Source organism: Streptomyces sp. NPDC058751 (genome assembly GCF_042746485.1).
Lineage (GTDB): Bacteria > Actinomycetota > Actinomycetes > Streptomycetales > Streptomycetaceae > Streptomyces.
The window spans coordinates 189145-213973 of sequence record NZ_JBHYPZ010000007.1; the positions used below are offsets into that span (position 1 = coordinate 189145).

A 24829-nucleotide genomic window follows, 5' to 3' on the forward strand; every position below is an offset into this window, starting at 1 on the left:
TGCGGGGGCGGGCCGCCCCCGCCGGCCCGCCCCCGCACAGCTCACCCCCGTCGGCCCGGCCCCGTCGGGCCGACGGACTCAGGCGGCCCGTACCTCGTACGTCGCCACCCGCACCTCCTCGTCGTCCAGGCACCGGCCGGACTCCAGGTCGAAGCGCTGCTTGAGCAGCGGCGAGGCGACGAACGGGCGGCCCTGGCGGGTGCCGGTCAGGCCGCGGGAGAGCACCGCGGCCCCGGTGAACGGGTCACGGTTGTCGATGGCGTACGCCTGCCCCGACCGGTCGGTGAACAGGGCGACCTGGCGGCCGTCCGGGAGGAGGGCGGCCACGCCCCGCCCCGGCGTCAGCAGGGACAGCTCGCAGACCGGGAACCAGCCCTCCTCCAGCAGGAGTTGGAGCGTGAGAGCCGTCGCCGGCCGGGTGGTCTCGGGTGCCAGGGTCATCGCGGGGTACTTCCTTCCAGGAATGGGGTCTCCCCTGCTCGAGCGGAGCCGAGAGCTTGGGGATGGGTGCCGATGGTCAGCAGGGGCAGGTCGGGCTTGATCTGGTCGCGCTCGGGGACGAAGCCGACGACCGGGTCCGGGGTGTCGGGGGCGTTCACGAAGGACACGAACCGGCTCAGCTTCTCCGGGTCGTTGATGGTCTCGGCCCACTCGTCCCGGTAGTTCGCGACGTGCGCGGTCATCAGCGACTCCAGCTCCTCGCAGATGCCGAGCGAGTCCTCCACGACCACCTCGCGGACGTGGTCCAGGCCGCCGGGAATCCGCTCCAGCCAGGTCGAGGTGCGCTCCAGGCGGTCCGCGGTGCGGATGTAGAACATCAGGAAGCGGTCGATGAGCCGGACCAGTTCGGCGTCGCCCAGGTCCTGCGCCAGCAGGTCCGCGTGGCGCGGGGTCGCGCCGCCGTTGCCGCCGACGTACAGGTTCCAGCCGTTGGAGGTGGCGATGATGCCGAAGTCCTTCGACTGGGCCTCCGCGCACTCGCGGGCGCAGCCCGACACCGCCGACTTCAGCTTGTGCGGGGACCGCAGACCCCGGTAGCGCAGCTCCAGGTCGATCGCCATCCGGACCGAGTCCTGCACGCCGTAGCGGCACCAGGTCTGCCCGACGCAGGACTTCACCGTCCGCAGCGACTTGCCGTACGCGTGCCCGGACTCGAAGCCGGCGTCCACCAGCCGCGCCCAGATCAGCGGCAGCTGCTCCACCCGGGCGCCGAACAGGTCGATCCGCTGACCGCCGGTGATCTTCGTGTAGAGCCCGAAGTCCCGGGCCACCTCGCCGATCACGATGAGCTTCTCGGGAGTGATCTCGCCGCCGGGGATGCGCGGCACGATCGAGTACGAGCCGTTCTTCTGGAGGTTGGCGAGGAAGTGGTCGTTGGTGTCCTGGAGCGCGGCCTGTTCGCCGTCCAGGACGTAGCCGTCGGCGCCGATCGTGGGCGCGAGCGAGGCGATGATCGAGCCGACGGTGGGCTTGCAGACCTCGCAGCCGTCACCGCCCCGGGCGTCCTCGCGGCCGTACCGGTCCAGCAGCGTCCGGTACGAGGTGATCCTGAGTGCCAGGACGATCTCGTACAGCTCCTCGCGGGTCTGCCCGAAGCAGCCGCACAGGCCCTTGTCGACCTCGACGCCGCTCGCCTCCAGCTCCGCGGTGACGAGCTGGCCGAGCACCTTGACGCAACTCCCGCATCCCGTACCGGCCTTGGTGCACTTCTTGACCTCGGGAACCGTCGTGCAGGAGTGCTCGGTGACCGCGCCGCGGATCGTGCCCTTGGTGACGTTGTGGCAGGAGCAGATCACCGCCTCGTCCGGCAGCGCGGAGGGGCCGAGCTGCGCCGGGGCGCCCGCCCCCGCCGGCAGGACCAGGGACTCGGGGGAGACCGGCGGGACCGAGCCGGTGAACGCGCGCAGCGTGCCGTACGCCTCCGCGTCACCGACCAGGATGCCGCCGAGCAGCGTGCCGTCCCGCCCGATGACCAGCTTCTTGTACAGGCCGGCGCGGGAGTCGGAGTAGACGACGTCGAGGCAGTCCTCCGTGGCACCGTGGGCGTCGCCGAAGGACGCCACGTCGACGCCCAGCAGCTTGAGCTTGGTGGACAGGTCCGCGCCCGTGAACGCCTTCTCCTGCTCGGCGATGGTCGCCGCGGCCGTCTCCGCCTGCTCGTAGCCGGGCGCCACCAGGCCGTACACCCGGCCGTCCGCCGCCAGCGCGCACTCGCCGATCGCGAACACGCGCGGGTCGGCGACCGTACGGCACTGCTCGTCGACGCTGATGCCGCCGCGCTCGCCGACCGTCAGACCGCAGTCGCGGGCCAGCTGGTCGCGGGGGCGGACACCGGCGGAGAACACCACCAGGTCGGTGGCGAGTTCGGAGCCGTCGGAGAGCTTCATGCCGGTGACCGCGCCGTCCTCGCCGACCACGATCTCCTGCGTGCCCACGCCCGTGTGGACGCTCAGGCCCATGTCCTCGATCGTGCGCAGGAGCGCGGCCCCGCCGCCCTCGTCGACCTGCACCGGCATCAGCCGGGGCGCGAACTCCACGATGTGGCTGGTGAGTCCGAGGCCCTTGAGCGCGCCCGCGGCCTCCAGGCCCAGCAGACCGCCGCCGACGACGGCCCCGGTCGTCGCCCGCGACTTCGCGTACGCCTCGATGGCGAGCAGGTCGTCGATCGTGCGGTAGACGAAACAGCCCTCGGCGTCCTTGCCGGGGACCGGGGGGACGAAGGGGAAGGAGCCGGTGGCCAGCACGAGGGTGTCGTAGCCGACCGTCAGACCGGACCTGGCCGTCACGGTGCGCGCGGCGCGGTCGACCGACTCGGCCGGGTCGCCGACGTGCAGCTCGATGCCGTGCTCGCGGATGAACGCCATGTCGGTCATGGAGAGGTCCTCGGGGGTCTTCCCCGAGAAGTACGAGGTCAGGGCCACGCGGTCGTAGGCGGGGCGCGGCTCCTCGCACAGCACGACCACGCGGTGCGTGGCGGTCAGCCCGCGTTCGGCGAGCGCTTCGAGGAAACGCTGGCCGACCATGCCGTGGCCGACGAGCACGATCGTGGGGATGGCCCCCGGGGTGGCAGTCATCAGGAGCCTCCGTCGTTGGTGAGCAGGTGGAGCAGGGGGGCGCCGTCGGCGGGGAGCGGCTCCGCTCCCTCCCAGGCGCGGGCGAGCGCGCCGACGGTGCCGAGTTCGCCGACGAGAACCCCGCCGACCAGGCGGTCGTCGCGGACGACGACCTTGCGGTACGTGCCGCGGGTGGCGTCCGTGAGCTGGACGACGTCGTCGCCGGGGCGCGGCTCGGTCTCGCCGAACGCGGCGAGGTCGAAGGGCGCGAGCCCGGAGCGGGCGGGACCGGCGGGAGCGGGACCGGAGGGGGCGTCCCGTCCGGTCAGGGTGAGCCGGGTCAGCGAACGGGTGCCGGTGTAGCGGGTGTTCGCGTTCCCCGCGAGCAACTCGGCCAGCACGTCGGCCTGTTCGAGGGCGGGTGCGGCGAGGCCGTAGAGGGTGCCGTCGTGCTGGGCGCAGTCGCCGACGGCGCGGATGTGCGGGTCGGACGTGCGCAGTTCGTCGTCGACGAGGACGCCCTTGTGGACGGCGAGCCCGGCCTCCTTGGCCAGACCCGCGCGCGGGCGCACCCCGCAGGCCAGCACCACCAGGTCGGCGTCGAGCGCGTAGCCGTCGGCCATCTCCACCGAGCGGACCGCGCCGCCCAGGCAGCGCACGTCCCGCACCCGGCACTCGGTGTGCACCTCGACGCCGAGGTCCTTCAGGTGCCGCAGCACCAGCTTCGAGGCGCTGGGGTCGAGCTGGCGCTCCATGAGCCGCTCCGCCTGCTGGGCGAGGACCACCTGGGCGCCGCGCACCGCGAGCGCGCGGGCCGCGGAGACGCCCAGCAGGCCACCGCCGACGACGACCGCCCGCACCCCGGGCCGCAGCGCCTTCGACAGGCCCAGGCAGTCGTCCATGGTGCGGAACGCGTGGACGCCCTCGGGCAGTTCGTGGTCGGGGGCGAACAGACCGCGCAGCGGCGGCAGCACCGGGTTGGAGCCGGTGGCCAGGACCAGCGTGTCGTACGCGATCTCCGTACCGTCCGCGCAGCGCACGGTCCGCGCGAGGCGGTCGATGCCGGTGACCTTGGCGCGGACCAGCTCCGGCGGGGCCGGGAGCGAGATCACCTCCGGCTGGTAGCGCCCGGCCAGCACCTCGGCGAGCAGCACCCGGTTGTAGGGCCGGTGCTCCTCCTCGCCGACGACCAGCGCGGACCGGCCGAGCTCGCCGAGCCGCCGGGCGAGCCGGACGCCCGCGAGGCCGGCGCCGATCACCACCACACGCGTATTCGAGGTCATGGACACACCGTGCGGTGCCGGTGTTACCCGGTGGCATCACCTCTGTTTCCCGGGAGGAACGCTGCCCTCAGCGGGGGAGGGGCGGCGGTGTGAGGGCCGGGGAGGGCGGGAGAGGGCGGGGCGAACCTCAGGAACCGCTCAAGCTTCCCGGGGTCCGTGCAGTACGCATGCATCCGTCCCATAGGGTCGCGATCATGCCCGACATACCGCTGACCATGATTCTCGTGCTCTGTGCCGCCGCCCTGGCCGCCGGCTGGGTCGACGCCGTGGTCGGCGGCGGAGGGCTGCTCCTGCTGCCCGCCATGCTGCTCGGGCTGCCCGCCGGAACGCCGGGCGCGTACGCGCTCGGCACGAACAAGGCGGTCGCGATCGTCGGCACCACGGGCGCCGCCGTCACGTACGCGCGCAAGACACCCGTGGACGTGCGGCTGGCCGTCCGGATCGGCCTCGCGGCCCTCGCCGGTTCGACGGCGGGCGCGTTCGTCGCGGCCGGGCTGAGCACCGACGTGCTCAAGCCGGTCGTCATGGTCGTCCTGCTCGCCGTCGGCACCTTCGTGATCCTGCGGCCCGCCTTCGGCACGGCACCGCCGTCCACGCCGGTCGGCGCGCGCCGCGTCCTCGCCGCGATCGGCCTGGCCGGCCTCGGTATCGGCTTCTACGACGGGCTGATCGGCCCCGGCACGGGCACGTTCCTCGTGCTCGCCCTCACCGCCCTGCTCCACCTCGACCTGGTGAACGCCTCCGCCACCGCCAAGATCGTCAACTGCTGCACCAACGCGGGCGCCCTCGCGACCTTCGCCTGGAAGGGCACGGTGTTCTGGCAACTGGCGGCCCTGATGGCCGTGTTCAATCTGGCGGGCGGCATGCTCGGGGCGCGGACCGCGCTCAAGCAGGGCAGCGGGTTCGTCCGGGCGGTGCTGCTGACGGTGGTGTTCGCCCTGGTGGCGAACATGGCGTACCAGCAGTGGCACTCCTGAACCCCTGCCCGGGCCCGCGGCGGCCGGCGGTGACCGGTTCGCGGTCGTGGTCCCCGGTCCGCGCCCGGCTACCGGCCGCCGGTGAGACGGGCGAAGACGACCACGTTCCCCCGGTAGCCCGTCGTCCGTGAGTAGCCGCCGCCGCAGGTGATGACCCGCAGTTCGGGCCGGTCCGCGGCGCCGTACACCTTCGCGTCGGGGAAGGACCGGGCGTCGTACACCTCGACGGCGTCGACGGTGAAGACGGCCGTCCTGCCGTCGCGCCGGTCGACCTCGACCGTGCTGCCCTTGCGGAGCGAGCCCAGGTCGTAGAAGACGGCGGGGCCCTCCGCGTTGTCGACGTGCCCGGCCACGATCGCCGTGCCGCGCTCGCCGGGGCTGGTCCCCGCCTCGTACCAGCCCGCCAGGTTCTTCTTCCGCGCGGGCGGCACGTCCAGGCTGCCCTGCGGGGTGAGGCCGAGGCCGGTCAGGGGGGCGTCCACGCCGATCGCGGGGATGCGGATGCGGTCCGGTGGGGAGTGCGGCAGCGCGGGGGCCGCGGACCGCGCCCGGTCCCCGGCGGCCGCCGCCTGCGCCGCGGACGGCTGGGGAGGCGGGTGCGACCCGGCGCCGCGGTCCAGCAGCCAGGCACCCGAACAGAGGGCGGCGGCCGTGACCGACGCTATGAAGGCGTTGCTGACCCGGCGCACGCGAGCCTCCTCAAGGGTTCCCTTCCGGGGGCGGGACCGGCCGGCGCCCGCGACGGCCGGGGGTGTGCTGATGGGGCCGGTCCCTTCCCCCTCCGGGCCGCGAGGGGCGTCGGGCCACGGAGGGGGAGGGACGGCGGTACCGGCGGACGGACAGCGGAGGGTGTCCGTCAGATCCCGTCGCCTCTCGCCCGGCGATGCAGGAGCCAGGTACCGCCCGCGGCGGCGACGGCCAGCGCCGCCACTCCCGCCGCGGTCTGTACGGGGTCGGGGCCCAGCGCGCCGCCGACACCCGTGTCCACGTGCCCGTGCGGGCGGACCTGCTCGCGCGTGGCGGCGAGGGTCACCAGGAGGTCGCCGGTGACGCGACGGCCGTTCGAGCACGTCACGACGATCTCGTACGTTCCCGGCAGGGCGCTCGGCGGCACCCGGAACCGGCCGGTCGGCCCGTGCGCGCCGGCGGCGAGCGTGAAGGAACCGCCGCCCGCGGCGCCGGTGTTCCCGCTCGCGGTGCCGTCCGGGCCGCACGCGGCCGTGCCGACGGTGACGTCGGAGCCGGGGGCGACACCGGCGGGGGACACCTCCAGACTCCCGGTGTCCCCGGCGTACACGGGCGCGGCGGCCGGCCCCGCGACGGCGACGGCGAGCGCGGTACCGGTCAGCAGTCGGGCGGTGCGTCGCATCGGGCCAGCTCCTCCGAGGGGGCGCGGCCCGCGGCACCCCCAAGTGCCGCAGCGTCGGTCGCGCCCCTGCCCTTCCGAGGTAACGGGCACATGGCCGCGGGCGCTCTCTGACGAATCGTCAGAAATGATGTGAACGGGTGTCGGGCGGGACGCCGGAAGGCGCGGGACCCCCGGTATTCCGGCAGGTCACCGGTGTGGACCTGGTGTACCGCGCACGGGAATCCGACGGAGGCCGGGGCGAGGGTGTGAACGGGTGACCGGGCCGGCCCGCCGGTGGTCCCGGCCCGCGGGCGACCCCGGCCCGCCGGCCGGAAGGCGTGCCGGGGTGGTGGCGCGTCACATCAGGGCACCAGGAAGGCGCGACGGCTCCCGGACGGCCCGCCGGTCCTCCGGCGTGAACGCGCACAGGCCGGCGCGGGAGGACTAGGAGGCGCCGGAGACGGACATGCTCACGGCAGGCCGCGGGCAGGCGGACCTGACGGCGCCTGCCCGCGGCGGCCTGCCGGCCCCCGGAAGCGGAACCCCCCCGGAAGCGGAAACCCTCCGGCACCGGGGAGCCGCGCGGCCGGGGACCTTCCCGGCCGGAACGGCGCGTGACGTCCCCGGGGGCGCTGGGGTTCGGGGACGCGGGGGAGCGGGGGAGCGGGGGAGCGTGAACCCGGGGCGCGGGGGCGCGGGGGCGCGGGCGGAATGGGGCGAGAATCGTCTCCGCACCCCTCACGCATGGAGGCGATCATGGAACTGCCGGCCTGCCTGGCCGTCCTGACCACGACGGACGCGGCGGACAAAGCCGAAGCGCTGGCCCGGGGAGCGGTGGAGGCCCGGGTCGCGGCCTGCGCCCAGGTCTCGGGGCCGGTCACCTCCGTCTACCGCTGGGAGGGCGCCGTGGAGACGGCCTCCGAGTGGCGGATCCAGTTGAAGACGACCGCGGCGCGCTATCCGGCGCTGGAGGCGTACCTCCTGGACGCCCACGACTACGACACGCCCGAGATCATCGCCACCCCGGTCGTGGCGGGGAGCGCGGACTACCTGCGCTGGATCGGGGAGGAGACGGCCCCTTGAGCCCGGTCCCGGTCCCGGCCGATCCCCCCGGCGGGGCGGAGCTGCCCTTCTTCGTCTACGGCACCCTGCGGCCCGGCGAGCACAACCACGACCTGTTCCTGCGCGGCCGTACCAGCTCCGAGGAGCCGGGGCGGATGCGCGGCCTCGCGCTGTACGAGGGGCCCGGATACCCGTACGCAGTCGACGAGCCCGGAGGCTCGGTGCACGGCGAGATCGTCACCGCCCGTCCCGAGGCGTACGGGCGACTCCTCGCGGAACTGGACGAGTTGGAGGAGTACGTGCCGGGCGACGCGCGCAGCCTGTACGAGCGGGTCGCGCGGGACGCCGTGGCCGCGGACGGCGTCACGGTCGTACGGGCCTGGGTGTACGTGGCCGCGCCCGCGGTGGCGGCCCGCCTGCGGTGCGCCGGCGAGCCGATCGAGAACGGCGACTGGCGCCGTCAGCGGTCGTCCTGACCCCCGGGACCGGACCGCCCGGCCGTCCCGGGCGCTTCCGGTGAGCCCGGGCCGGGGTGCCCGTCCGGCTCGGGGTCCCGCGCCGAGCAGGAGCTGATCCCGATGCCCAGGGCGGCGCCGGCGGCCGCCCCGCTGAGCGCGAGGACACGTCGTCTGGTCAAGTCGCGGTCGGCCATGGCCGGAACCCTAGGCGCGGGAACGGCCGCGGTTCCGGGGGCGCACGGAACGGCCACCCGCACGGGCGCACCCGGGCACGCACCCGCACGGGCGCACCCCGGCACGGCCGGGGAACGGCGGCGCGTCCGCCCCGGGCGCGGTCTCAGTCCTCGCGCGCCGCCTCCACCCGTACCGCGCACGCCTTGAACTCCGGCATCCGGGAGACCGGGTCCAGGGCCGGGTTGGTGAGCGTGTTGGTGCGTCCCTCCCCGGGCCAGTGGAAGGGCATGAACACGGTGTCGGGGCGGATGGCGGTCGTGAGCCGCGCCGGTGCGACGGCCCTCCCGCGCCGCGACACCACCGCCACGGCGTCCCCGTCCGCCGCGCCGAGCCGTTCGGCCAGCCGCGGGTGCATCTCCACGAACGGGCCGGGCGCGGCGGCGTTCAGCTCGTCGACGCGGCGGGTCTGCGCCCCCGACTGGTACTGGGCCACCACCCGCCCGGTGGTCAGCAGCACCGGGTACTCGTCGTCCGGCTCCTCGGCGACGGGCCGGTGCGACACGGGTACGAACCGCGCCCGGCCGTCCTCGGTGGCGAACCGGTCGAGGAAGAGGCGGGGCGTGCCCGGGTGGGGCCCGCCGCCGGAGCCGTCGCCGCCCGCCGCGGTGTCCGTGCCCGCCGGACCAGCGTCCGGGGTTTCCGGGTCCTCCCCGGTCCTGCCCGGGCCCTCCTCGGCCGGGCAGGGCCAGTACACCCCGTTCTCCTCCGCCAGCCGGCGGTAGGTGATCCCCGAGTAGTCCGCCGGGCCGCCCGCGCTCGCCCGGCGCAACTCCTCGAAGACCTCCTCGGGATCGGTGGGGAAACCCTTCTCCACACCGAGCAGGGCCGCGAGCCCGTGCAGCACCTCCAGGTCGCTGCGCACCCCCTCGGGAGGGGTGAGCGCGCGCCGGCGCAGCAGCACGCGGCCCTCCAGGTTCGTCGTCGTGCCCGTCTCCTCCGCCCACTGGGCGACCGGCAGGACGACGTCCGCGAGGGCGGCGGTCTCGGAGAGGACGACATCGGCGACCGCGAGGAAGTCCAGCGACCTCAGGCGCTTTTCGACGTGGGCTGCGCGGGGTGCGGACACCACCGGGTTCGACCCCATCAGCAGCAGGGAGCGGATGTCCGTCCCCATCGCGTCCAGGAGCTCGTACGCGCTGCGCCCGGGGCCCGGCAGGGAGGCGGGGTCGACGCCCCACACCTCGGCCACGTGCCGCCGCGCCGCCGGGTCGGTGAGCTTGCGGTACCCGGGCAACTGGTCGGCCTTCTGGCCGTGTTCGCGCCCGCCCTGCCCGTTGCCCTGCCCGGTCAGGCAGCCGTATCCGGACAGCGGCCGGCCCGGACGCCCGGTGGCCAGGCACAGGTTGATCCAGGCGCCCACGGTGTCGGTGCCCTTGGACTGCTGCTCGGGTCCGCGCGCGGTCAGCACCATCGCGTTCTCCGGCTCGCAGAACATCCGCACGGCGGCGCGGAGTTCGGGAACGGACACCCCCGTGATCCGTTCCACGTACTCCGGCCAGTGCGCCATCGCCGCCGCCCGCGCCTCCTCCCAGCCGCTCGTACGGTCCCGGATGTACTCCTCGTCCGTACGCCCCTCGGCGACGATCAGGTGCAGCATCCCGAGCGCCAGCGCCAGATCCGTCCCCGGACGCGGCGCCAGGTGCAGGTCGGCCTGTTCGGCCGTGCGGGTGCGGCGCGGGTCGATGACGACCAGGGTGCCGCCGTTCTCCTTCAGCTCGGTGACGAACCGCAGCGCGGGCGGCATCGTCTCGGCGAGGTTGGAGCCGACGAGGATCACACAGCCGGTCCGCGGGACGTCCTCCAGCGGAAAGGGCAGCCCCCGGTCGAGACCGAACGCCCTGACACCGGCCGCCGCCGCGGACGACATGCAGAAGCGGCCGTTGTAGTCGATCTGCGAGGTGCGAAGGACGACACGGGCGAACTTCCCGAGGGCGTACGCCTTCTCGTTCGTCAGCCCGCCGCCGCCGAACACCCCGCAGGCGTCCGGCCCGTGGTCCGCGCGCGTGCGGGCGAGCCCCTCGGCGATCCGGGACAGGGCCTCGTCCCAGCCGGCGGGCCTCAGGACGCCCCCGGTGCGGACGAGCGGCGAGGTGAGCCGTACCCGGGACGACAGCAGCGCGGGCGCCGTGCGCCCCTTGCCGCACAGCGCGCCCCGGTTGACCGGGAAGTCCGGGCGCTCGGTCACCTCGACGCCGCCGCCCGGGGCGGGCGTCAGGTTCATCCCGCACTGCAGGGCGCAGTACGGGCAGTGGGTGGGCGTCACGGAGGCCGTCATGGCCCCAGCCTGCGGCGGGCGTGTTACGCGCCGGGGCGGCAGGCGTTACACGGCCGGTGCGGAGACCTCCCGCCGGTGCCGGGCACGCGGTGAGGTCTTCCCGGTTCCCCGGCCCCGGGCCCGGCTCCCCGGTGTCAGCGGGCCGCCGCCAGTGCCCGGGTCACCCCGTTCTCCTCGCGGCCCAGGAAACGCGGGTCCGGCTCGAACACCGCGTCCAGCACGGCCTTGCCCGCCGCGAAGACCTCCCGGGTGCCGCCGTAGTACCAGGTGACGTCGTGCTTGGCGTCCACGCCGATGCCGTACGAGCCCACCCCCGCCGCCCGGCACAGGGCGACGGCACGGCGGATGTGGAAGCCCTGGCTGATCAGGACGGCCTCGTGGACGCCGAAGATCTTCCGGGCGCGGACGCAGGAGTCCCAGGTGTCGAAGCCGGCGTAGTCGCTGACGATCCGCCGGTCGGGCACGCCGTGCTCGATGAGATAGGAGCGCATCGCGTCCGGCTCGTCGTAGTCCTCGCGGCTGTTGTCGCCGGTGACGAGGACCACCTCGATCCGGCCGGCCCGGTACAGCTTCGCGGCCGCGTCCAGCCGGTGGGCGAGGTACGGGGACGGCTCGCCGTCCCACAGCCCCGCGCCGAAGACGATCGCGACCTCGGTGCGCGGGGCGTCCGCCGTCGTCCGCAGCCGGTCGCCCGTCGACACGTACAGCCAGGTCATCGGGGACAGCGCCAGCACGCACAGGAGCATCAGCGCCTGCACGGCCCGCCGCTGCCCCCGGCGCGTGCGCGGCAGCCGAGGCAGCCGGAACAGCGGACGCGGCGGACGGAGCAGCCGCGGCGGACGGAGCGGGCCCGGTCCGCGCCGGCCCGGTCGCTTCAGGCGCGGCATGGTCGGGGCCCCCTGGAGATCGTCACGCGGACGAAGACGCGTCGCAAGGCCGTTCGGTTCACCCGGACGGCCCCGCCCGTGCCGTCCGGCGGGGAGGAGCCGCAGGCGTCAAGCCCTCACACCGGGCCACCACCATCCGGTGAACCACTGGAAAACGTCCGACATGCCCGTGCAACGGCCCGGCAACCTCCTGCCGCCAGGATCGACCCATGACGGCCCCGAACCCCGCTCGCGACGCGTTCCCCCCGCCGCCCCGCGGCGCCCACCTCGAAGGCCACCTGGGCAGCACGGCACAGCTCATGGACCGGATCGCCGGCCAGCTCGGCAGCCGGCTCGCCCTCGTCGCGCCCGACGGCACCCGCCGCCCGGCACCGCCCGCCCTCGTCCTGGTCGCCCACGGCAGCCGCGACCCGCGCGCGCTCGCCACCGTACGCACCCTGATCGAACGCGTCCGCGAGCTGCGCCCGCACCTGTCCGTGCACCTCGGCCACATCGAGCTCAACGAGCCCCTTCTCGGCGACACGCTCGCCTCCCTGGCCGGCCGGCAGGACGCCGTCCTCGTCCCGCTGCTGCTCGGCCGCGGCTACCACGTCCGGCGCGACATCCCCGAGACCGCCGCCGTCCCCGGCCTGCACGCCCGCGTCGCCGCCCCGCTCGGCCCGCACGCGCTGCTCGTGGAAACCCTCCACGCCCGCCTCGTCGAGGCCGGATGGCGCACCCGGATGAGCGACACGGCCCGCCGCGCGAGCGCCGTCGTCCTCGCGTCCGCCGGGTCCCGCGCCCCGGACTCCGCCGCCGACACCCGCCGCACCGCCCAGCTGCTCGCCGAACGCCTCGGCGTCCCGGTCGTCCCGGCGTACGCCTCCGCCGCCGCGCCCACCGTCCCCGCCGCCGTGCGCTCGCTGGCCGCCCGGGGCCGCCACCGGATCGCCGTCGCCTCGTACTTCACCGCCCCCGGCCGCTTCGCCACGCAGGTCGCCGAGGAGGCCCCCTGGATCTGTTCCGATCCGCTGGGCGACCACCCGGCGATGGCCCGCCTCGTCCTGCACCGCTACGACCAGGCCGCCGCGGCCCCCGAGACCGCCCCGGAGCGCACGCTGATCCCCGCCTGAACCCGGTGCCCCTTCCCGCCTCCCCCGGCGCCGCGCCACCGGCGCTCCCGCCCCGATTGTCACCGCCTGCGTCTACTGTCGGGGCATGGAAGGCATGGCACCGAGGACCGAAGACACCGCACGGCAGACGCACGAGAACCGCACGGCCCACGAGAACCACACGGCCCACGACGCCTACGACCCGTCGGCCGTCGAGCGCTGGGCCGCCGAGCCCGACAAACGGCCCGGCCGCACCGCCTTCCAGCGCGACCGCGCCCGCGTGCTGCACTCCGCGGCCCTGCGCCGCCTCGCGGGCAAGACCCAGGTCGTCACGCCCGGAACGCTTCCCCAGGTGCTCGGCGCCGCCGGGTCCGGCGGCGCGCCCGTCCAGGTGTGGGACGCCAGTCCGCGGACCCGGCTGACCCACTCCCTGGAGTGCGCCCAGGTGGGCCGCGAGCTGGGCGCCGCCCTCGGCTGCGACCCGGACCTGGTCGAGGCGGCCTGCCTCTCGCACGACCTGGGCCACCCGCCCTTCGGGCACAACGGCGAACAGGCGCTCAACGAGTTCGCCGAGGACTGCGGCGGATTCGAGGGCAACGCCCAGTCGTTGCGCCTGCTCACCCGGATCGAGCCCAAGCGCTTCGTGCGCAGCGACATGGTGGCCCCGGCCTCCGCCGCCGCGGGCGGCGACCTCGTCAGCGTCGGCCTCAACCTCACCCGCGCCGCCCTCGACGCCGCCACCAAGTACCCGTGGCCGAGAGGCGCCCGTCCGGCCGATCCGAAGTCGCCGAAATTCGGGGTCTACGAGGACGACCGGCCGGTGTTCGACTGGATCCGCAAGGGCGCCCCCGGCACGCGCACCTGCTTCGAGGCCCAGGTGATGGACTGGGCCGACGACGTGGCGTACTCGGTGCACGACATCGAGGACGGCCTGCACGCCGGCCACATCGACCCCGCCGGCCTGCACGCCGGGCCGGAACGCGCGGAGGTCTTCGCCGTGGCCGTCGGCCGGTACGTACCGGAGGACACCGATCCGGCCGAGCTGGCCGAGGCCCTCGACCGGCTCCTCGGCCAGGAGTGGTGGCCCCACGGGTACGACGGGTCGGCCGTCGCCCAGGCCCGTCTGAAGGACGCCACCAGCCAGCTCATCGGCCGTTTCTGCCTGGCCGCGGAGGGCGCCACCCGCGCGCGGTACGGCAGCGGACGCCTCACCCGGTACGTGGCGGAACTGGTCGTTCCCCGCGCCGCCAGACTGGAGTGCGCCGTCCTCAAGGCGGTCGCCGACCGGTACGTGATGCAGCGCGCCGAACAGGCACGGCTCCGCGCCGACCAGCGGATCGTCGTCGCCGAACTGGCCGAGGCGCTCACCGCCCGCGCCCCCGGAGTACTGGATCCGCAGTTCCGGGCACTGTTCGACCAGGCGGCCGACGACCGTGCCCGCAAACGCGTGATCGTCGACCAGATCGCGTCCCTCACCGACGCCTCGGCGCGTTCCCTGCACCTCGGGCTCACCACGCGTTCCCCCGGAGGCGGGCAAGTGTGACCCTGCGTGGCCTGATCGGGCCACTACCCCTTCCCGCATCACGCTCCGTGCGGGAGGCTCGCATATGGCGACATCCTTACGAGGAGGCATCAAGTGGTCGACGCGGATCAGACATTCGTCATCGTCGGAGGAGGCCTGGCAGGCGCCAAGGCGGCCGAGACGCTCCGAGCGGAGGGCTTCACCGGCCGCGTGATACTGATCTGCGACGAGCGCGACCACCCCTACGAACGCCCGCCGCTGTCCAAGGGCTTCCTCCTCGGCAAGGAGGGGCGCGACAGCGTCTTCGTGCACGAACCCGCGTGGTACGCGCAGAACGACATCGAACTGCACCTCGGCCAGAGCGTCGTCGCGATCGACCGCGAGGCCAAGTCCGTCCGCTTCGGTGACGACGGCACCCTCGTCCACTACGACAAGCTGCTCATCGTGACCGGCGCCGAGCCGCGCCGCCTCGACATCCCGGGCACCGGCCTCGCCGGCGTCCACCACCTGCGCCGCCTCGCCCACGCCGAGCGCCTCAAGGGCGTCCTCTCCGCGCTGGGCCGGGACAACGGCCACCTCGTCATCGCCGGAGCCGGCTGGATCGGCCTGGAGGTCGCCGCCGCGGCCCGCCAGTACGGCGCGGAGGTCACCGTCGTCGAACCCGCGCCGACCCCGCTGCACAACGTGCTCGGCCCCGAGCTGGGCGAGCTCTTCGCCGAACTGCACCGCGAGCACGGGGTGCGCTTCCACTTCGGCGCTCAGCTCACCGAGATCGTCGGCCAGGACGGCATGGTGCTGGCCGCCCGCACCGACGACGGCGAGGAGCACCCCGCCCACGACGTCCTCGCGGCCATCGGCGCCGCCCCGCGCACCGGTCTCGCCGAGGCCGCCGGCCTCACGATCGCCGACCGCGCGCACGGCGGCGGCATCGAGGTCGACGAGCAGCTGCGCACCTCCGACCCCGACGTGTACGCCGCCGGCGACGTCGCCTCCTTCCCCCACGGCCTCTTCGACACCCGGCTGCGCGTCGAGCACTGGGCCAACGCCCTCAACGGCGGACCGGCCGCCGCCCGCTCGATGCTGGGCCGCGGAGCGGCGTACGACCGGGTGCCCTACTTCTTCTCCGACCAGTACGACCTGGGCCTGGAGTACTCGGGCTGGGCGCCCCCGGGCACGTACGACGAGGTGGTGATCCGCGGCGACGCGGGCAAGCGCGAGTTCATCGCCTTCTGGGTGAAGGACGGCAGGCTGCTCGCCGGGATGAACGTGAACGTGTGGGACGTCACGGACCCGATCCAGCGGATCATCCGCTCCCGGGCCCGGGTGGACACCGAAGCGCTCGCCGACCCGCACGTCCCGCTGGAGAGCCTGGCCCCGTGACGGCCCCTGACGGTCCGGCGCCGCCGCCCGGCGGCTTCCACGACGGCGGCGCCGGCCGGCACCCGCGCCGTCCGCCGTGCCGGGGATTCCCGGGGGTTCGCCCCGGACCCCGGCACGGGGGCGTCCTCCCGCCCCGGGAGTGTCGGCGCGGCCCTTTAGAATCACCTCGTGGCAGGCAGGATCAATGACGAGGACGTGAAGGCGGTTCGGGACGCGGTCCCGATCGACGCCGTGGTGTCCGAGTACCTCCAGCTGCGCAACGCGGGCGGCGGCAACCTCAAGGGCCTGTGCCCCTTCCACGACGAGAAGTCACCGTCGTTCCAGGTCAGCCCCAGCAAGGGCCTCTTCCACTGCTTCGGCTGCCAGGAGGGCGGCGACACCATCACGTTCGTGATGAAGGTCGACCACCTCACCTTCTCCGAGTCGGTCGAGCGCCTCGCCGCCCAGGCCGGCATCACCCTGCGCTACGAGGAGGGCGGGTACAACCCCGCCCACCAGCGCGGCGAACGCATCCGGCTGGTCGAGGCGCACAAGGCGGCCGCCCGGTTCTACACCGAGCAGCTCGACACCAGTCCCGAGGCCGACACGGGCCGCGCGTTCCTCGCCGAGCGCGGCTTCGACCAGGCCGCCGCCGCCCACTTCGGGGTCGGCTACAGCCCCCAGGGCTGGGACCACCTCACCCGCCATCTGCGCGGCAAGGGCTTCACCGACAAGGAACTGGTCCTCTCCGGGCTCTCCCAGGAAGGCCGCCGCGGCCCCATCGACCGCTTCCGCGGCCGCCTCATGTGGCCGATCCGCGACATCGGCGGCGACGTCGTCGGCTTCGGCGCCCGCAAGCTCTACGAGTCCGACAACGGACCGAAGTACCTGAACACGCCCGACACCGCGATCTACAGGAAGTCCCAGGTCCTGTACGGCATCGACCTCGCCAAGAAGGAGATCGCCAAGACCAGCCGGGCGGTCGTCGTCGAGGGCTACACCGACGTCATGGCCTGCCACCTGGCCGGGATCACCACCGCCATCGCGACCTGCGGCACGGCGTTCGGCGGCGACCACATCAAGATCCTCCGCCGTCTGCTGATGGACAACGGCTCGGCCCGGGTGATCTTCACCTTCGACGGTGACGCGGCCGGCCAGAAAGCCGCCCTGCGCGCCTTCGAGGACGACCAGAAGTTCGCCGCCGAGACCTACATCGCCATCGCGCCCGACGGCATGGACCCCTGCGAGCTGCGCCTGGCCAAGGGCGACGAGGCCGTCGCCGACCTGGTCGAACCCCGCACCCCCCTCTTCGAGTTCGCGCTGCGCCAGATCGTCCTGCGCTACGACCTGGAGACCCCGGCGGGACGCGCGGCGGCCCTGGACGAGGCGGCCCCGGTCGTCGCCCGCATCAAGAACAGCGGCGCCCAGCACGAGGTCGCCGTGCAGCTCGCCGGCATGCTCGGCATCCTCGACACCCAGTTCGTCGTCAAGAGGGTCGCCCAGCTGGCCCGTTGGGCCCGGGACCGCGGCGGCGCGGGCCCCGCGCCCACGGCCGGCCGGCCCCAGCAGGCGTACGCGGCCGCCCCCCAGGCGCCCACCGGCTCGGGCCCGGCCCTCACCCTGCGCAACCCCGTCTTCGCCACCGAGCGCGAACTGCTCAAACTCGCCCTCCAGCGGCCCGAGTTGGTCTCCCCGGCGTTCGACGCCTACGGCATGGACGAGTTCACCGCACCGCCGTACGCCGCCGTGCGCCAGGCCGTCATGGACGCGGGCGGCGCCGAGTACGGCGTCCAGGATCCCCAGGAGTACCTGATCCGGGTCCGCGACGCGGCCCCGGACGACGCGGTGCGCGCGATGGTCACCGAGCTGGCCGTCGAGGCCATCATGCGCAAGACCGTCGACGAGACCTACGCGGGCGACCAGCTCGTCATGGTCCGCCGCCGCGCCGTCGACCGCCGCATCCGGGAGGTCCAGGGCTCCCTGTCCCGCCTCAGCACGGGCGGCGACCCGGCCCAGCTGGCCGCCGTCCAGAACGAGCTGTGGGTGCTCCAGCAGTACGGCCAGGCGCTGCGCGAGCGGGGCGCCGAAGCCCTCTGAGGACCGGAGACGGGCCCTTCGGGGACGTTCCGGGAGTGGCCCCGTGGGGCCGCCGGGGCGGGACGGACGGGCGAAGCGGCCCGGCACATGCCAATCCGGTATCCGCCTTCGGAGGTTTCGTCCCGGCTGAGCTGCGCACTCGTCCGAAGCGGTAACCGGGCGGTCACGGACCGGACGCAAAAAGTCACCGCACGCCCCTCGTGGCGGCGATGTGTCGTACTCCACACTGGGTTCCGGTACCTGAGTCCTCGGAGCGCGGCCGACCCGCACGCGACGGGTTCCCCATCCCCGCGGTTCCGCCAAACGACTGCGGGATGGACAGCGGCGAGACCGTCGACCCCATCCCCGACGTACCGCTGCCGCACGCCTCAGCAGCGACATCCCTGGAGGTCGCCCCCGTGCAGACCCAGACCCTCGGCCAGACCGACGACACCACCGACACGGACGCGGATCCCGGCGTCGTCGGGGCGGTCCCCACGCAGCGGCGCGCCGCGCACCACCCCGAGGGCGGGCCGAAGAGCCCTCCCGAAGCCGTCGAAGAGGCTTCCGGGGCGGAGGCCGAGGTGGAGGCCGAGGTGGAGACCGAGGCTCCCGAGCCCGCGCCGCCGGCCCGGAGCCGCGCCGCCGACACCGGCGGCCCCTCGTCCGACCTGTTCCGCCAGTACCTGCGGGAGATCGGGCGGATCCCGCTGCTCACGGCGGCCGAGGAGGTCGAACTCGCCCGCCGTGTCGAGGCCGGGCTGTTCGCCGAGGAGAAGCTCCGGCTCACCCCCGACCTGGACAGCCAGCTCGCCATGGACCTGGACAGGATCGTCGTCATGGGCCGGATGGCCAAGCGCCGGCTCATCGAGGCGAACCTGCGGCTCGTCGTCTCCGTGGCCAAGCGGTACGTGGGCCGCGGCCTGACCATGCTCGACCTGGTCCAGGAGGGCAACCTCGGGCTGATCAGGGCCGTCGAGAAGTTCGACTACGCCCGCGGCTACAAGTTCTCCACGTACGCCACCTGGTGGATCCGGCAGGCCATGTCGCGGGCGCTCGCCGACCAGGCGCGCACCATCCGCGTCCCCGTGCACGTGGTCGAGCTGATCAACCGGGTGGTCCGCGTCCAGCGGCGGATGCTCCAGGAGCGCGGCTACGAGCCCACGCCCGATGAGGTCGCGGCGCAGCTCGACCTGCCCGGTGAGCGGGTGAGCGAGGTCCTGCGGCTGGCGCAGGAGCCGGTGTCGCTGCACGCTCCCGTGGGCGAGGAGGACGACGTGGCCCTCGGTGACCTCATCGAGGACGGTGACGCGACCTCTCCGGTGGAGTCCGCCGCGTTCCTGCTGCTCCGGCAGCATCTGGAGGCCGTGCTGTCCACGCTCGGGGAGCGGGAGCGGAAGGTCGTCCAGCTGCGGTACGGGCTCGCGGACGGGCGTCCGCGGACGCTGGAGGAGATCGGGCGGATCTTCGGGGTCACGCGGGAGCGCATCCGGCAGATCGAGTCGAAGACCCTCAACAAGCTGCGGGACCATGCCTTCGCCGACCAGCTGCGGGGTTACCTCGACTGAGGTCCGCTGTGGGCGACGGCCTTTGTTCGCCCCCTCCGCCCCTTCCCTTCCCGTACCCGGGGGCGCCGCCCCCGGACCCCCGCTCCTCGAACGCCGGAGGGGCTGAATCCTCGGGCGATCTCAGCGGGGGCCGGGGAGGGCGGCTCAGTCGACCTCGGCGACCGCCTGGGCGAACTGGGCCCGGTAGAGGCGGGCGTAGGCGCCGCCGGACTCCAGCAGGTCCGCGTGGGCGCCCTGTTCCACGATGGACCCGTCCTCCATCACGAGGATGGTGTCCGCGTCCCGGATGGTCGACAGACGGTGGGCGATCACGAACGACGTCCGCCCGTGCGCCAGCTTCGCCATCGCCTTCTGGATCAGCACCTCGGTACGGGTGTCCACGGAGCTGGTCGCCTCGTCGAGCACCAGGATGACCGGGTCCGACAGGAACGCCCGCGCGATGGTGATGAGCTGCTTCTCGCCCGCGCTGACCCCCGTCCCGTCGTCGTCGATCACCGTGTCGTAGCCGTCGGGCAGGGTGCGGATGAACCGGTCGGCGTGCGCCGCGCGCGCCGCCTCCTCGATGTCCCCCCGCGTGACCTCCCGCGAGGCCCCGTACGCGATGTTGTCGGCGATCGTGCCCCCGAACAGCCAGGTGTCCTGGAGCACCATGCCGATCCCCGACCTCAGCTCGTCACGGGACATGGACTTCACGTCCACCCCGTCGAGGGTGATCCGGCCGCCCGTGACGTCGTAGAACCGCATGAGCAGGTTCACCAGGGTCGTCTTGCCGGCGCCGGTCGGGCCGACGATGGCCACCGTGTGACCCGGCTCCACCTTCAGCGAGAGGTCCTCGATGAGCGGCTTCTCCGGGTCGTACCGGAAGGAGACGTTCTCCAGCGCGACCCGTCCGCGCAGCTCCTCGGGACGGGCCGACACCGCCGGGTCCGCCTCCTGCTCGTCCGCGTCCAGGACCTCGAAGACCCGCTCCGCCGACGCGACGCCCGACTGCACCAGGTTCGCCATCGAGGCGACCTGCGTCAGCGGCATCGAGAACTGGCGGGAGTACTGGATGAAGGCCTGTACGTCACCGATCGACAGCGAGCCCGAGGCGACCCGCAGACCGCCGACCACCGCGACCAGCACGTAGTTCAGGTTCGACACGAACATCATCAGCGGCTGCATGACGCCGCTGTTGAACTGCGCCCGGAAACCGGCCTCGTACAGCTTCTCGTTCTGCTCGGCGAACTGCGCCGCCGACTCGTCCGCCCGCCCGAACACCTTCACCAGGGTGTGGCCGGTGTACATCTCCTCGATGTGGGCGTTGAGCTTGCCGGTGGTGCGCCACTGCTGCACGAAGTGCGGCTGCGAGCGCTTGCCGACCCGGGTGGCCACGACGAACGACAGCGGCACCGTGACCAGCGCGACGAGCGCGAGCAGCGGCGACACCCAGAACATCATCGCGAGCACGCCCACGATGGTCAGCAGCGAGTTGACGAGCTGGCCCATCGACTGCTGGAGGGTCTGCTGGATGTTGTCCATGTCGTTCGTCGCGCGGCTGAGCACCTCACCGCGCTGGCGCTTGTCGAAGTACGACAGCGGCAGTCGCGACAGCTTCGCCTGCAGGTCCTCGCGCATGCGGTAGACGGTGTTGTTGACGGCCCGGTTCACGAGCCGCGTCGCCACCGCCATCAGCAGGCCGGCCAGCAGGAACGTACCGAGCGCGAACAGCAGGACCTGCCCGACGGCGTCGAAGTCGATGCCCTGACCGGGGGTGAAGTCCGTGCCCGAGAGCATGTCGGCGACGCCGCCCTTGCCGCTCGCGCGCAGCGAGTCGAGGGCCTGCTCCTTGGTGGCCCCGTCCGGCATCTGCCGCCCGACGATCCCCGCGAAGACCAGGTCGGTGGCCCTGCCGAGGATCTTCGGACCGACCACCGAGAGCCCCACGCTCAGCACGACGGCGACCAGCATCACGTACAGCGTGGCGCGCTCGGGCTTGAACTGGGCGAGGAGCCGGCGGCTCGACCCCTTGAAATCCATCGAGCGCTGGTCGGGGCCGCCCCCGGCCATCATGCGTCCCATGGGCCCGGCCATCAGGCGGCCTCCGCTTCCGTCAGCTGGGAGAGCACGATCTCCCGGTAGGTCTCGTTGTCCGCCATCAGTTCGTGGTGCCGTCCGGTGCCGACGACCCGGCCCTCGTCGAGGACCACGATCCGGTCGGCCTCCCGGATGGTCGACACCCGCTGGGCGACGATCACCACGGTCGCCTCCGCGGTCTCCTCGGTGAGCGCCGCGCGCAGCGCCGCGTCGGTCGCGTAGTCCAGGGCCGAGAAGGAGTCGTCGAACAGGTAGATCTCGGGGCGCTGCACGAGGGTGCGGGCGATCGCCAGGCGCTGGCGCTGGCCGCCGGACACGTTCGTCCCGCCCTGCGCGATCGGCGAGTCGAGGCCGTTCTCCAGCTGCTCCACGAAGCCCTTGGCCTGCGCCACCTCCAGCGCGTGCCACAGCTCCTCGTCACTCGCCTCCGGGTTGCCGTACCGCAGGTTCGTGGCGACCGTACCCGCGAACAGGTAGGGCTTCTGCGGGACCAGCCCGACCGTCCTGGCCAGCAGCTTCGGGTCGATGGTCGCGACGTCCACGCCGTCGACGAGCACCTGGCCGTCGGTGGCGTCGAACAGGCGGGGGATCATGCCGAGCAGCGTCGACTTGCCGCTGCCCGTCGAACCGATGACCGCGGTGACCTCACCGGGGCGGGCGAGGAGGTCGACGGCCTTCAGGACCGGCTCCTCGGCGCCCGGGTAGCGGAACCCGGCCCCACGGATCTCCAGGTGGCCGTGCCGGCGCAGCTCCACGACCGGCGCGGCGGGCGGGACCACGCTGCTCTCGGTGTCCAGGACCTCCTGGATGCGCTCGGCGCAGACCTCCGCGCGCGGCACCATCATGAACATGAAGGTGGCCATCATGACCGACATCACGATCTGCATCAGATAGGCCAGGAACGCGGTCAGGTCGCCGATCTGCATGCCGCCGCTGTCGATGCGGTGGGCGCCGAACCAGACCACCGCGATGGACGACAGGTTCACCACCGTCATGACGATCGGGAACATCAGGGCCAGCATCCGGCCGGTGGCCAGCGACGTCTCCGTGAGGTCGGTGTTGGCGGCCCTGAAGCGGTCCTTCTCGTAGTCGTCGCGCACGAACGCGCGGATCACGCGGTTGCCGGTGATCTGCTCGCGCAGCACCCGGTTCACGGTGTCCAGACGCACCTGCATGGTGCGGAACAGCGGGCGCAGCCGGCGCACGATGAGCATCACGCAGACGCCGAGCGTCGGCACCACGGCGACGAGCACCGCGGACAGCGGAACGTCCAGGCCGAGGGCCAGGACGATGCCGCCCACACACATGATCGGCGCCGACACCAGCAGGGTGAACGTCATCAGCGCGAGCATCTGCACCTGCTGGACGTCGTTGGTGGTGCGGGTGATCAGCGACGGCGCTCCGAAGTGGCCCATCTCACGCGCCGAGAAGGACTGCACGCGGTCGAAGACGGCGCCCCTGACGTCCCGGCCCACCGCGGACGCCGTGCGGGCTCCGTAGTAGACGGCCCCGATGTTGCAGACGACCTGGGCCATCGAGATGCCGATCATCAGGGCGCCGAAGGTCAGGATGTAACCCGTGTCACCCTTCACGACACCGTTGTCGATGATGTGCGCGTTGAGGGTGGGCAGATAGAGCGTGGCGCAGGTCTGCAGGAACTGCAGCAGCACCAGCAGGGCTATGGGTTTCTTGTACGGACTGAGGTGGGTCCGCAGGAGTCGTATGAGCACGCGGGGGTCTCTCGGAATCGTGGACGGCGGGGGTGACCGACAGGCTGTGCATGATGCACGCACCACCCCCTATCGTCGGGCACTCCCCCCGCGTTACCTCAACCGAATAACCCAAGTGCGGTCCAAGAACGGACCACGTCTCCGTCTTCGGACGTACGTCCGTGAGGGCGCTACGCCCGGTACGCCCCGGGGTGCGTCTGTTCGCGCACGGTGACGTACTGCTGCCGTACGGCCTGGCCCACGGCGAGCTCCTCGCCGGGCTCCAGGACCTGGGCGACGGGACCCTGCCACAGGGGCGGGGTCCGCGGGTCGAGCGTGCCCTGCGCGACACCGAGGGCCCAGGCGGCTTGGCGGGCCGCGCCGAGCGCCGCGTAGTCCGCGGGCTGCGGCACGACGACCTGCGCGCCGAACAGTGCGGGCGCCACGGCCTGGACGGCGGGCAGCTCGGCGGCCTGGCCGAGCAGGAAGATCCGGCGTACGTCGACACCCCGGCCGCGCAGCACGTCCAGCGCGTCCGCGAGCCCGCACAGCATGCCCTCGAAGGCCGCCCGCGCCAGGTGCTCGGGCTTCATCGACTCCCGGCGCAGACCGGCCAGCGTCCCCGCCGTGTGCGGCAGGTTCGGGGTGCGCTCGCCCTCCAGGTACGGCAGCAGGACGAGTCCGTGCGAGCCGGGCGTCGACTTCATCGCCAGCTCGGACAGGCCCTCCAGGTCGGGCACGCCGAGCAGTTCCGCCGTCCCGCGCAGGGCCCGTACGGCGTTGAGCGTGGTGACGACCGGCAGGTGCATGCCGGTCGCGTCCGCCAGCGAGGTGATCATGCCGGTGGAGTCCGCCAGCGCCTCGGGGTGGACGGCCATCACGGAGCCGGAGGCGCCCAGCGACACCACCGCGTCGCCGAGCCCGATGCCGAGCCCGAACGCCGCCGCCATGGTCTCGCCGGTCCCGGCGGATATCAGCAGTCCCTCGGGGGTGGTCCCCGCGGCCTCGGAGGGGCCGAGCACGTCCGGCAGCCCGGCCTGGTGTCCGAGCGCCAGCTCGACGAGGTCCTGCCGGTACGCGCCGGTCGCCGCCGACCAGTACCCGGTCGCCGAGGCGCCGCCGCGGTCCGTGGTCCTGCGCACGGGACGCCCGAGGAGCTGCCACACCAGCCAGTCGTGGGCCTGCAGCAGCATGCTGGTGCGCCGCGCGGCGTCGGGCTCGGTCTTGTTCAGCCAGCGCAGCTTGGTCACCGGCTGCGCGGCTCCCGGGACACTGCCCACCGCCTGCGCCCATGCCTCGCGCCCGCCGAGCGCGTCGATCAGGTCGGCCGCCGCGACCTGCGCCCGCTTGTCGCCGCCGACCATCGCGGGGCGCACGGTGCCGCCCTGCGGGTCCAGCGGGACGAGCCCGTTCTGCTGGGCCGACACGCCGATGGCCTGGACGCCTTCGAGCAGTCCGCCGCCGGCGGCCTCGCCCAGGGACAGCAGCCAGGCCTGCGGGTCCACGTCGGGGGAACGGCCGGCGCCGTCGACCGGATGCGGCGCGTATCCCTGCCTCAGCACGGCACCCGTGTCCGTGTCGCAGACGACGATGCGAGTGAAATCGGGCGCACTGTCCAGCCCGGCGACTATCCCCATGGCGGAAATTCTGCCGTACGGCGCGAGCCGGTGACGCCGGGCCGGTACACGGGGTTCCGCCGTGCGGCAGGGGCGCGGCGCGGGGCCGGTGAGCAGGGCTCCGCCGTACGGGGGAACGGGCCGGGGGGGGGCGGGGGCCCGGGCCCCCCCCCCCCCCGGTGCCCGGACGGCCCCCGGGGGTAACAGTGTGGTTTAAAAAAAAGTACACGACCCA

The 24829-nt window shown here is 73.5% G+C and carries 19 protein-coding genes; 8 read left to right on the top strand and 11 right to left on the bottom strand.

Annotated features, from left to right (window positions below; all coding sequences use genetic code 11):
• Positions 1 to 78: 78 nt before the first annotated feature.
• From nirD to ACFW6B_RS09735, 3 genes are read right to left on the bottom strand one after another with little or no spacing between them, the layout of a single operon-like run.
• Positions 79 to 441: a nitrite reductase small subunit NirD gene (nirD, locus tag ACFW6B_RS09725; RefSeq protein WP_386593852.1), complete on the bottom strand. Its 363-nt coding sequence runs from the start codon at positions 439 to 441 to the stop codon at positions 79 to 81.
• Positions 438 to 3074, bottom strand: coding sequence for a nitrite reductase large subunit NirB (gene nirB, locus ACFW6B_RS09730; RefSeq protein WP_386593853.1), 2637 nt, complete (start codon positions 3072 to 3074; stop codon positions 438 to 440). Before nirB ends, nirD begins: the two co-directional genes overlap by 4 nt.
• Complete coding sequence (locus ACFW6B_RS09735; protein ID WP_386593856.1) at positions 3074 to 4336, bottom strand: NAD(P)/FAD-dependent oxidoreductase; 1263 nt, start codon at positions 4334 to 4336, stop codon at positions 3074 to 3076. The genes nirB and ACFW6B_RS09735 overlap by 1 nt, the downstream gene beginning before the upstream one ends.
• Before the next feature lie 194 nt (positions 4337 to 4530).
• Here ACFW6B_RS09735 and ACFW6B_RS09740 point away from each other — a divergent pair, with 194 nt between their 5' ends.
• On the top strand, positions 4531 to 5313 hold the full coding sequence (locus tag ACFW6B_RS09740) for a sulfite exporter TauE/SafE family protein (RefSeq protein WP_386593858.1): 783 nt from the start codon (positions 4531 to 4533) through the stop codon (positions 5311 to 5313).
• Positions 5314 to 5381: 68 nt separating this feature from the next.
• Here the strand turns inward: ACFW6B_RS09740 and ACFW6B_RS09745 are convergent, their stop codons facing one another.
• A complete protein-coding gene (locus ACFW6B_RS09745; protein ID WP_386593860.1) occupies positions 5382 to 6002 on the bottom strand; it encodes a class F sortase in 621 nt (206 codons plus the stop codon).
• A 167-nt stretch (positions 6003 to 6169) separates the two neighbouring features.
• The gene (locus tag ACFW6B_RS09750) at positions 6170 to 6682 is read right to left on the bottom strand and encodes a hypothetical protein (protein ID WP_386593862.1); all 513 of its coding nucleotides are present in this window, start codon (positions 6680 to 6682) and stop codon (positions 6170 to 6172) included.
• Between the two features lie 735 nt (positions 6683 to 7417).
• On the opposite strand from ACFW6B_RS09750, the gene cutA reads away from it, so the two are divergent.
• Both cutA and ACFW6B_RS09760 read left to right on the top strand, forming a co-directional pair.
• Complete coding sequence (gene cutA, locus ACFW6B_RS09755; protein WP_386593863.1) at positions 7418 to 7744, top strand: divalent-cation tolerance protein CutA; 327 nt, start codon at positions 7418 to 7420, stop codon at positions 7742 to 7744.
• Positions 7741 to 8199, top strand: a complete 459-nt coding sequence (locus ACFW6B_RS09760; protein WP_386593864.1) for a gamma-glutamylcyclotransferase family protein — start codon at positions 7741 to 7743, stop codon at positions 8197 to 8199. The genes cutA and ACFW6B_RS09760 overlap by 4 nt, the downstream gene beginning before the upstream one ends.
• Here ACFW6B_RS09760 and ACFW6B_RS09765 read toward each other — a convergent pair.
• The 3 genes from ACFW6B_RS09765 to ACFW6B_RS09775 form a co-directional block, all read right to left on the bottom strand.
• Positions 8184 to 8375, bottom strand: a complete 192-nt coding sequence (locus ACFW6B_RS09765) for a twin-arginine translocation signal domain-containing protein (RefSeq protein WP_386593866.1) — start codon at positions 8373 to 8375, stop codon at positions 8184 to 8186. The two genes, ACFW6B_RS09760 and ACFW6B_RS09765, sit on opposite strands and share 16 nt — an antisense overlap.
• Before the next feature lie 143 nt (positions 8376 to 8518).
• Positions 8519 to 10690: a molybdopterin oxidoreductase family protein gene (locus tag ACFW6B_RS09770; RefSeq protein WP_386593868.1), complete on the bottom strand. Its 2172-nt coding sequence runs from the start codon at positions 10688 to 10690 to the stop codon at positions 8519 to 8521.
• A gap of 134 nt (positions 10691 to 10824) precedes the next feature.
• Positions 10825 to 11577, bottom strand: a complete 753-nt coding sequence (locus tag ACFW6B_RS09775; protein WP_386593870.1) for a vancomycin high temperature exclusion protein — start codon at positions 11575 to 11577, stop codon at positions 10825 to 10827.
• A gap of 209 nt (positions 11578 to 11786) precedes the next feature.
• Here ACFW6B_RS09775 and ACFW6B_RS09780 point away from each other — a divergent pair, with 209 nt between their 5' ends.
• The 5 genes from ACFW6B_RS09780 (at position 11787) to ACFW6B_RS09800 (ending at position 19193) form a co-directional block, all read left to right on the top strand.
• A complete protein-coding gene (locus tag ACFW6B_RS09780; protein WP_386593872.1) occupies positions 11787 to 12689 on the top strand; it encodes a sirohydrochlorin chelatase in 903 nt (300 codons plus the stop codon).
• A gap of 85 nt (positions 12690 to 12774) precedes the next feature.
• The gene (locus ACFW6B_RS09785; RefSeq protein WP_386593874.1) at positions 12775 to 14211 is read left to right on the top strand and encodes a deoxyguanosinetriphosphate triphosphohydrolase; all 1437 of its coding nucleotides are present in this window, start codon (positions 12775 to 12777) and stop codon (positions 14209 to 14211) included.
• Between the two features lie 93 nt (positions 14212 to 14304).
• A complete protein-coding gene (locus tag ACFW6B_RS09790) occupies positions 14305 to 15570 on the top strand; it encodes an NAD(P)/FAD-dependent oxidoreductase (RefSeq protein WP_386593877.1) in 1266 nt (421 codons plus the stop codon).
• Between the two features lie 168 nt (positions 15571 to 15738).
• A complete protein-coding gene (gene dnaG, locus ACFW6B_RS09795) occupies positions 15739 to 17646 on the top strand; it encodes a DNA primase (protein ID WP_386593879.1) in 1908 nt (635 codons plus the stop codon).
• Positions 17647 to 17855: 209 nt separating this feature from the next.
• The gene (locus ACFW6B_RS09800) at positions 17856 to 19193 is read left to right on the top strand and encodes an RNA polymerase sigma factor (RefSeq protein WP_386593880.1); all 1338 of its coding nucleotides are present in this window, start codon (positions 17856 to 17858) and stop codon (positions 19191 to 19193) included.
• A gap of 144 nt (positions 19194 to 19337) precedes the next feature.
• On the opposite strand, the gene ACFW6B_RS09805 is transcribed toward ACFW6B_RS09800, so the two are convergent.
• The 3 genes from ACFW6B_RS09805 to ACFW6B_RS09815 form a co-directional block, all read right to left on the bottom strand.
• Complete coding sequence (locus ACFW6B_RS09805) at positions 19338 to 21266, bottom strand: ABC transporter ATP-binding protein (protein WP_386593882.1); 1929 nt, start codon at positions 21264 to 21266, stop codon at positions 19338 to 19340.
• On the bottom strand, positions 21266 to 22999 hold the full coding sequence (locus ACFW6B_RS09810) for an ABC transporter ATP-binding protein (protein WP_386593883.1): 1734 nt from the start codon (positions 22997 to 22999) through the stop codon (positions 21266 to 21268). The genes ACFW6B_RS09805 and ACFW6B_RS09810 overlap by 1 nt, the downstream gene beginning before the upstream one ends.
• Before the next feature lie 170 nt (positions 23000 to 23169).
• Positions 23170 to 24615 carry an FGGY family carbohydrate kinase gene (locus tag ACFW6B_RS09815; RefSeq protein WP_386593885.1) on the bottom strand — a complete coding sequence of 482 codons (1446 nt, stop codon included), beginning with the start codon at positions 24613 to 24615 and terminating at the stop codon, positions 23170 to 23172.
• Between the last annotated feature and the right edge of the window lie 214 nt (positions 24616 to 24829).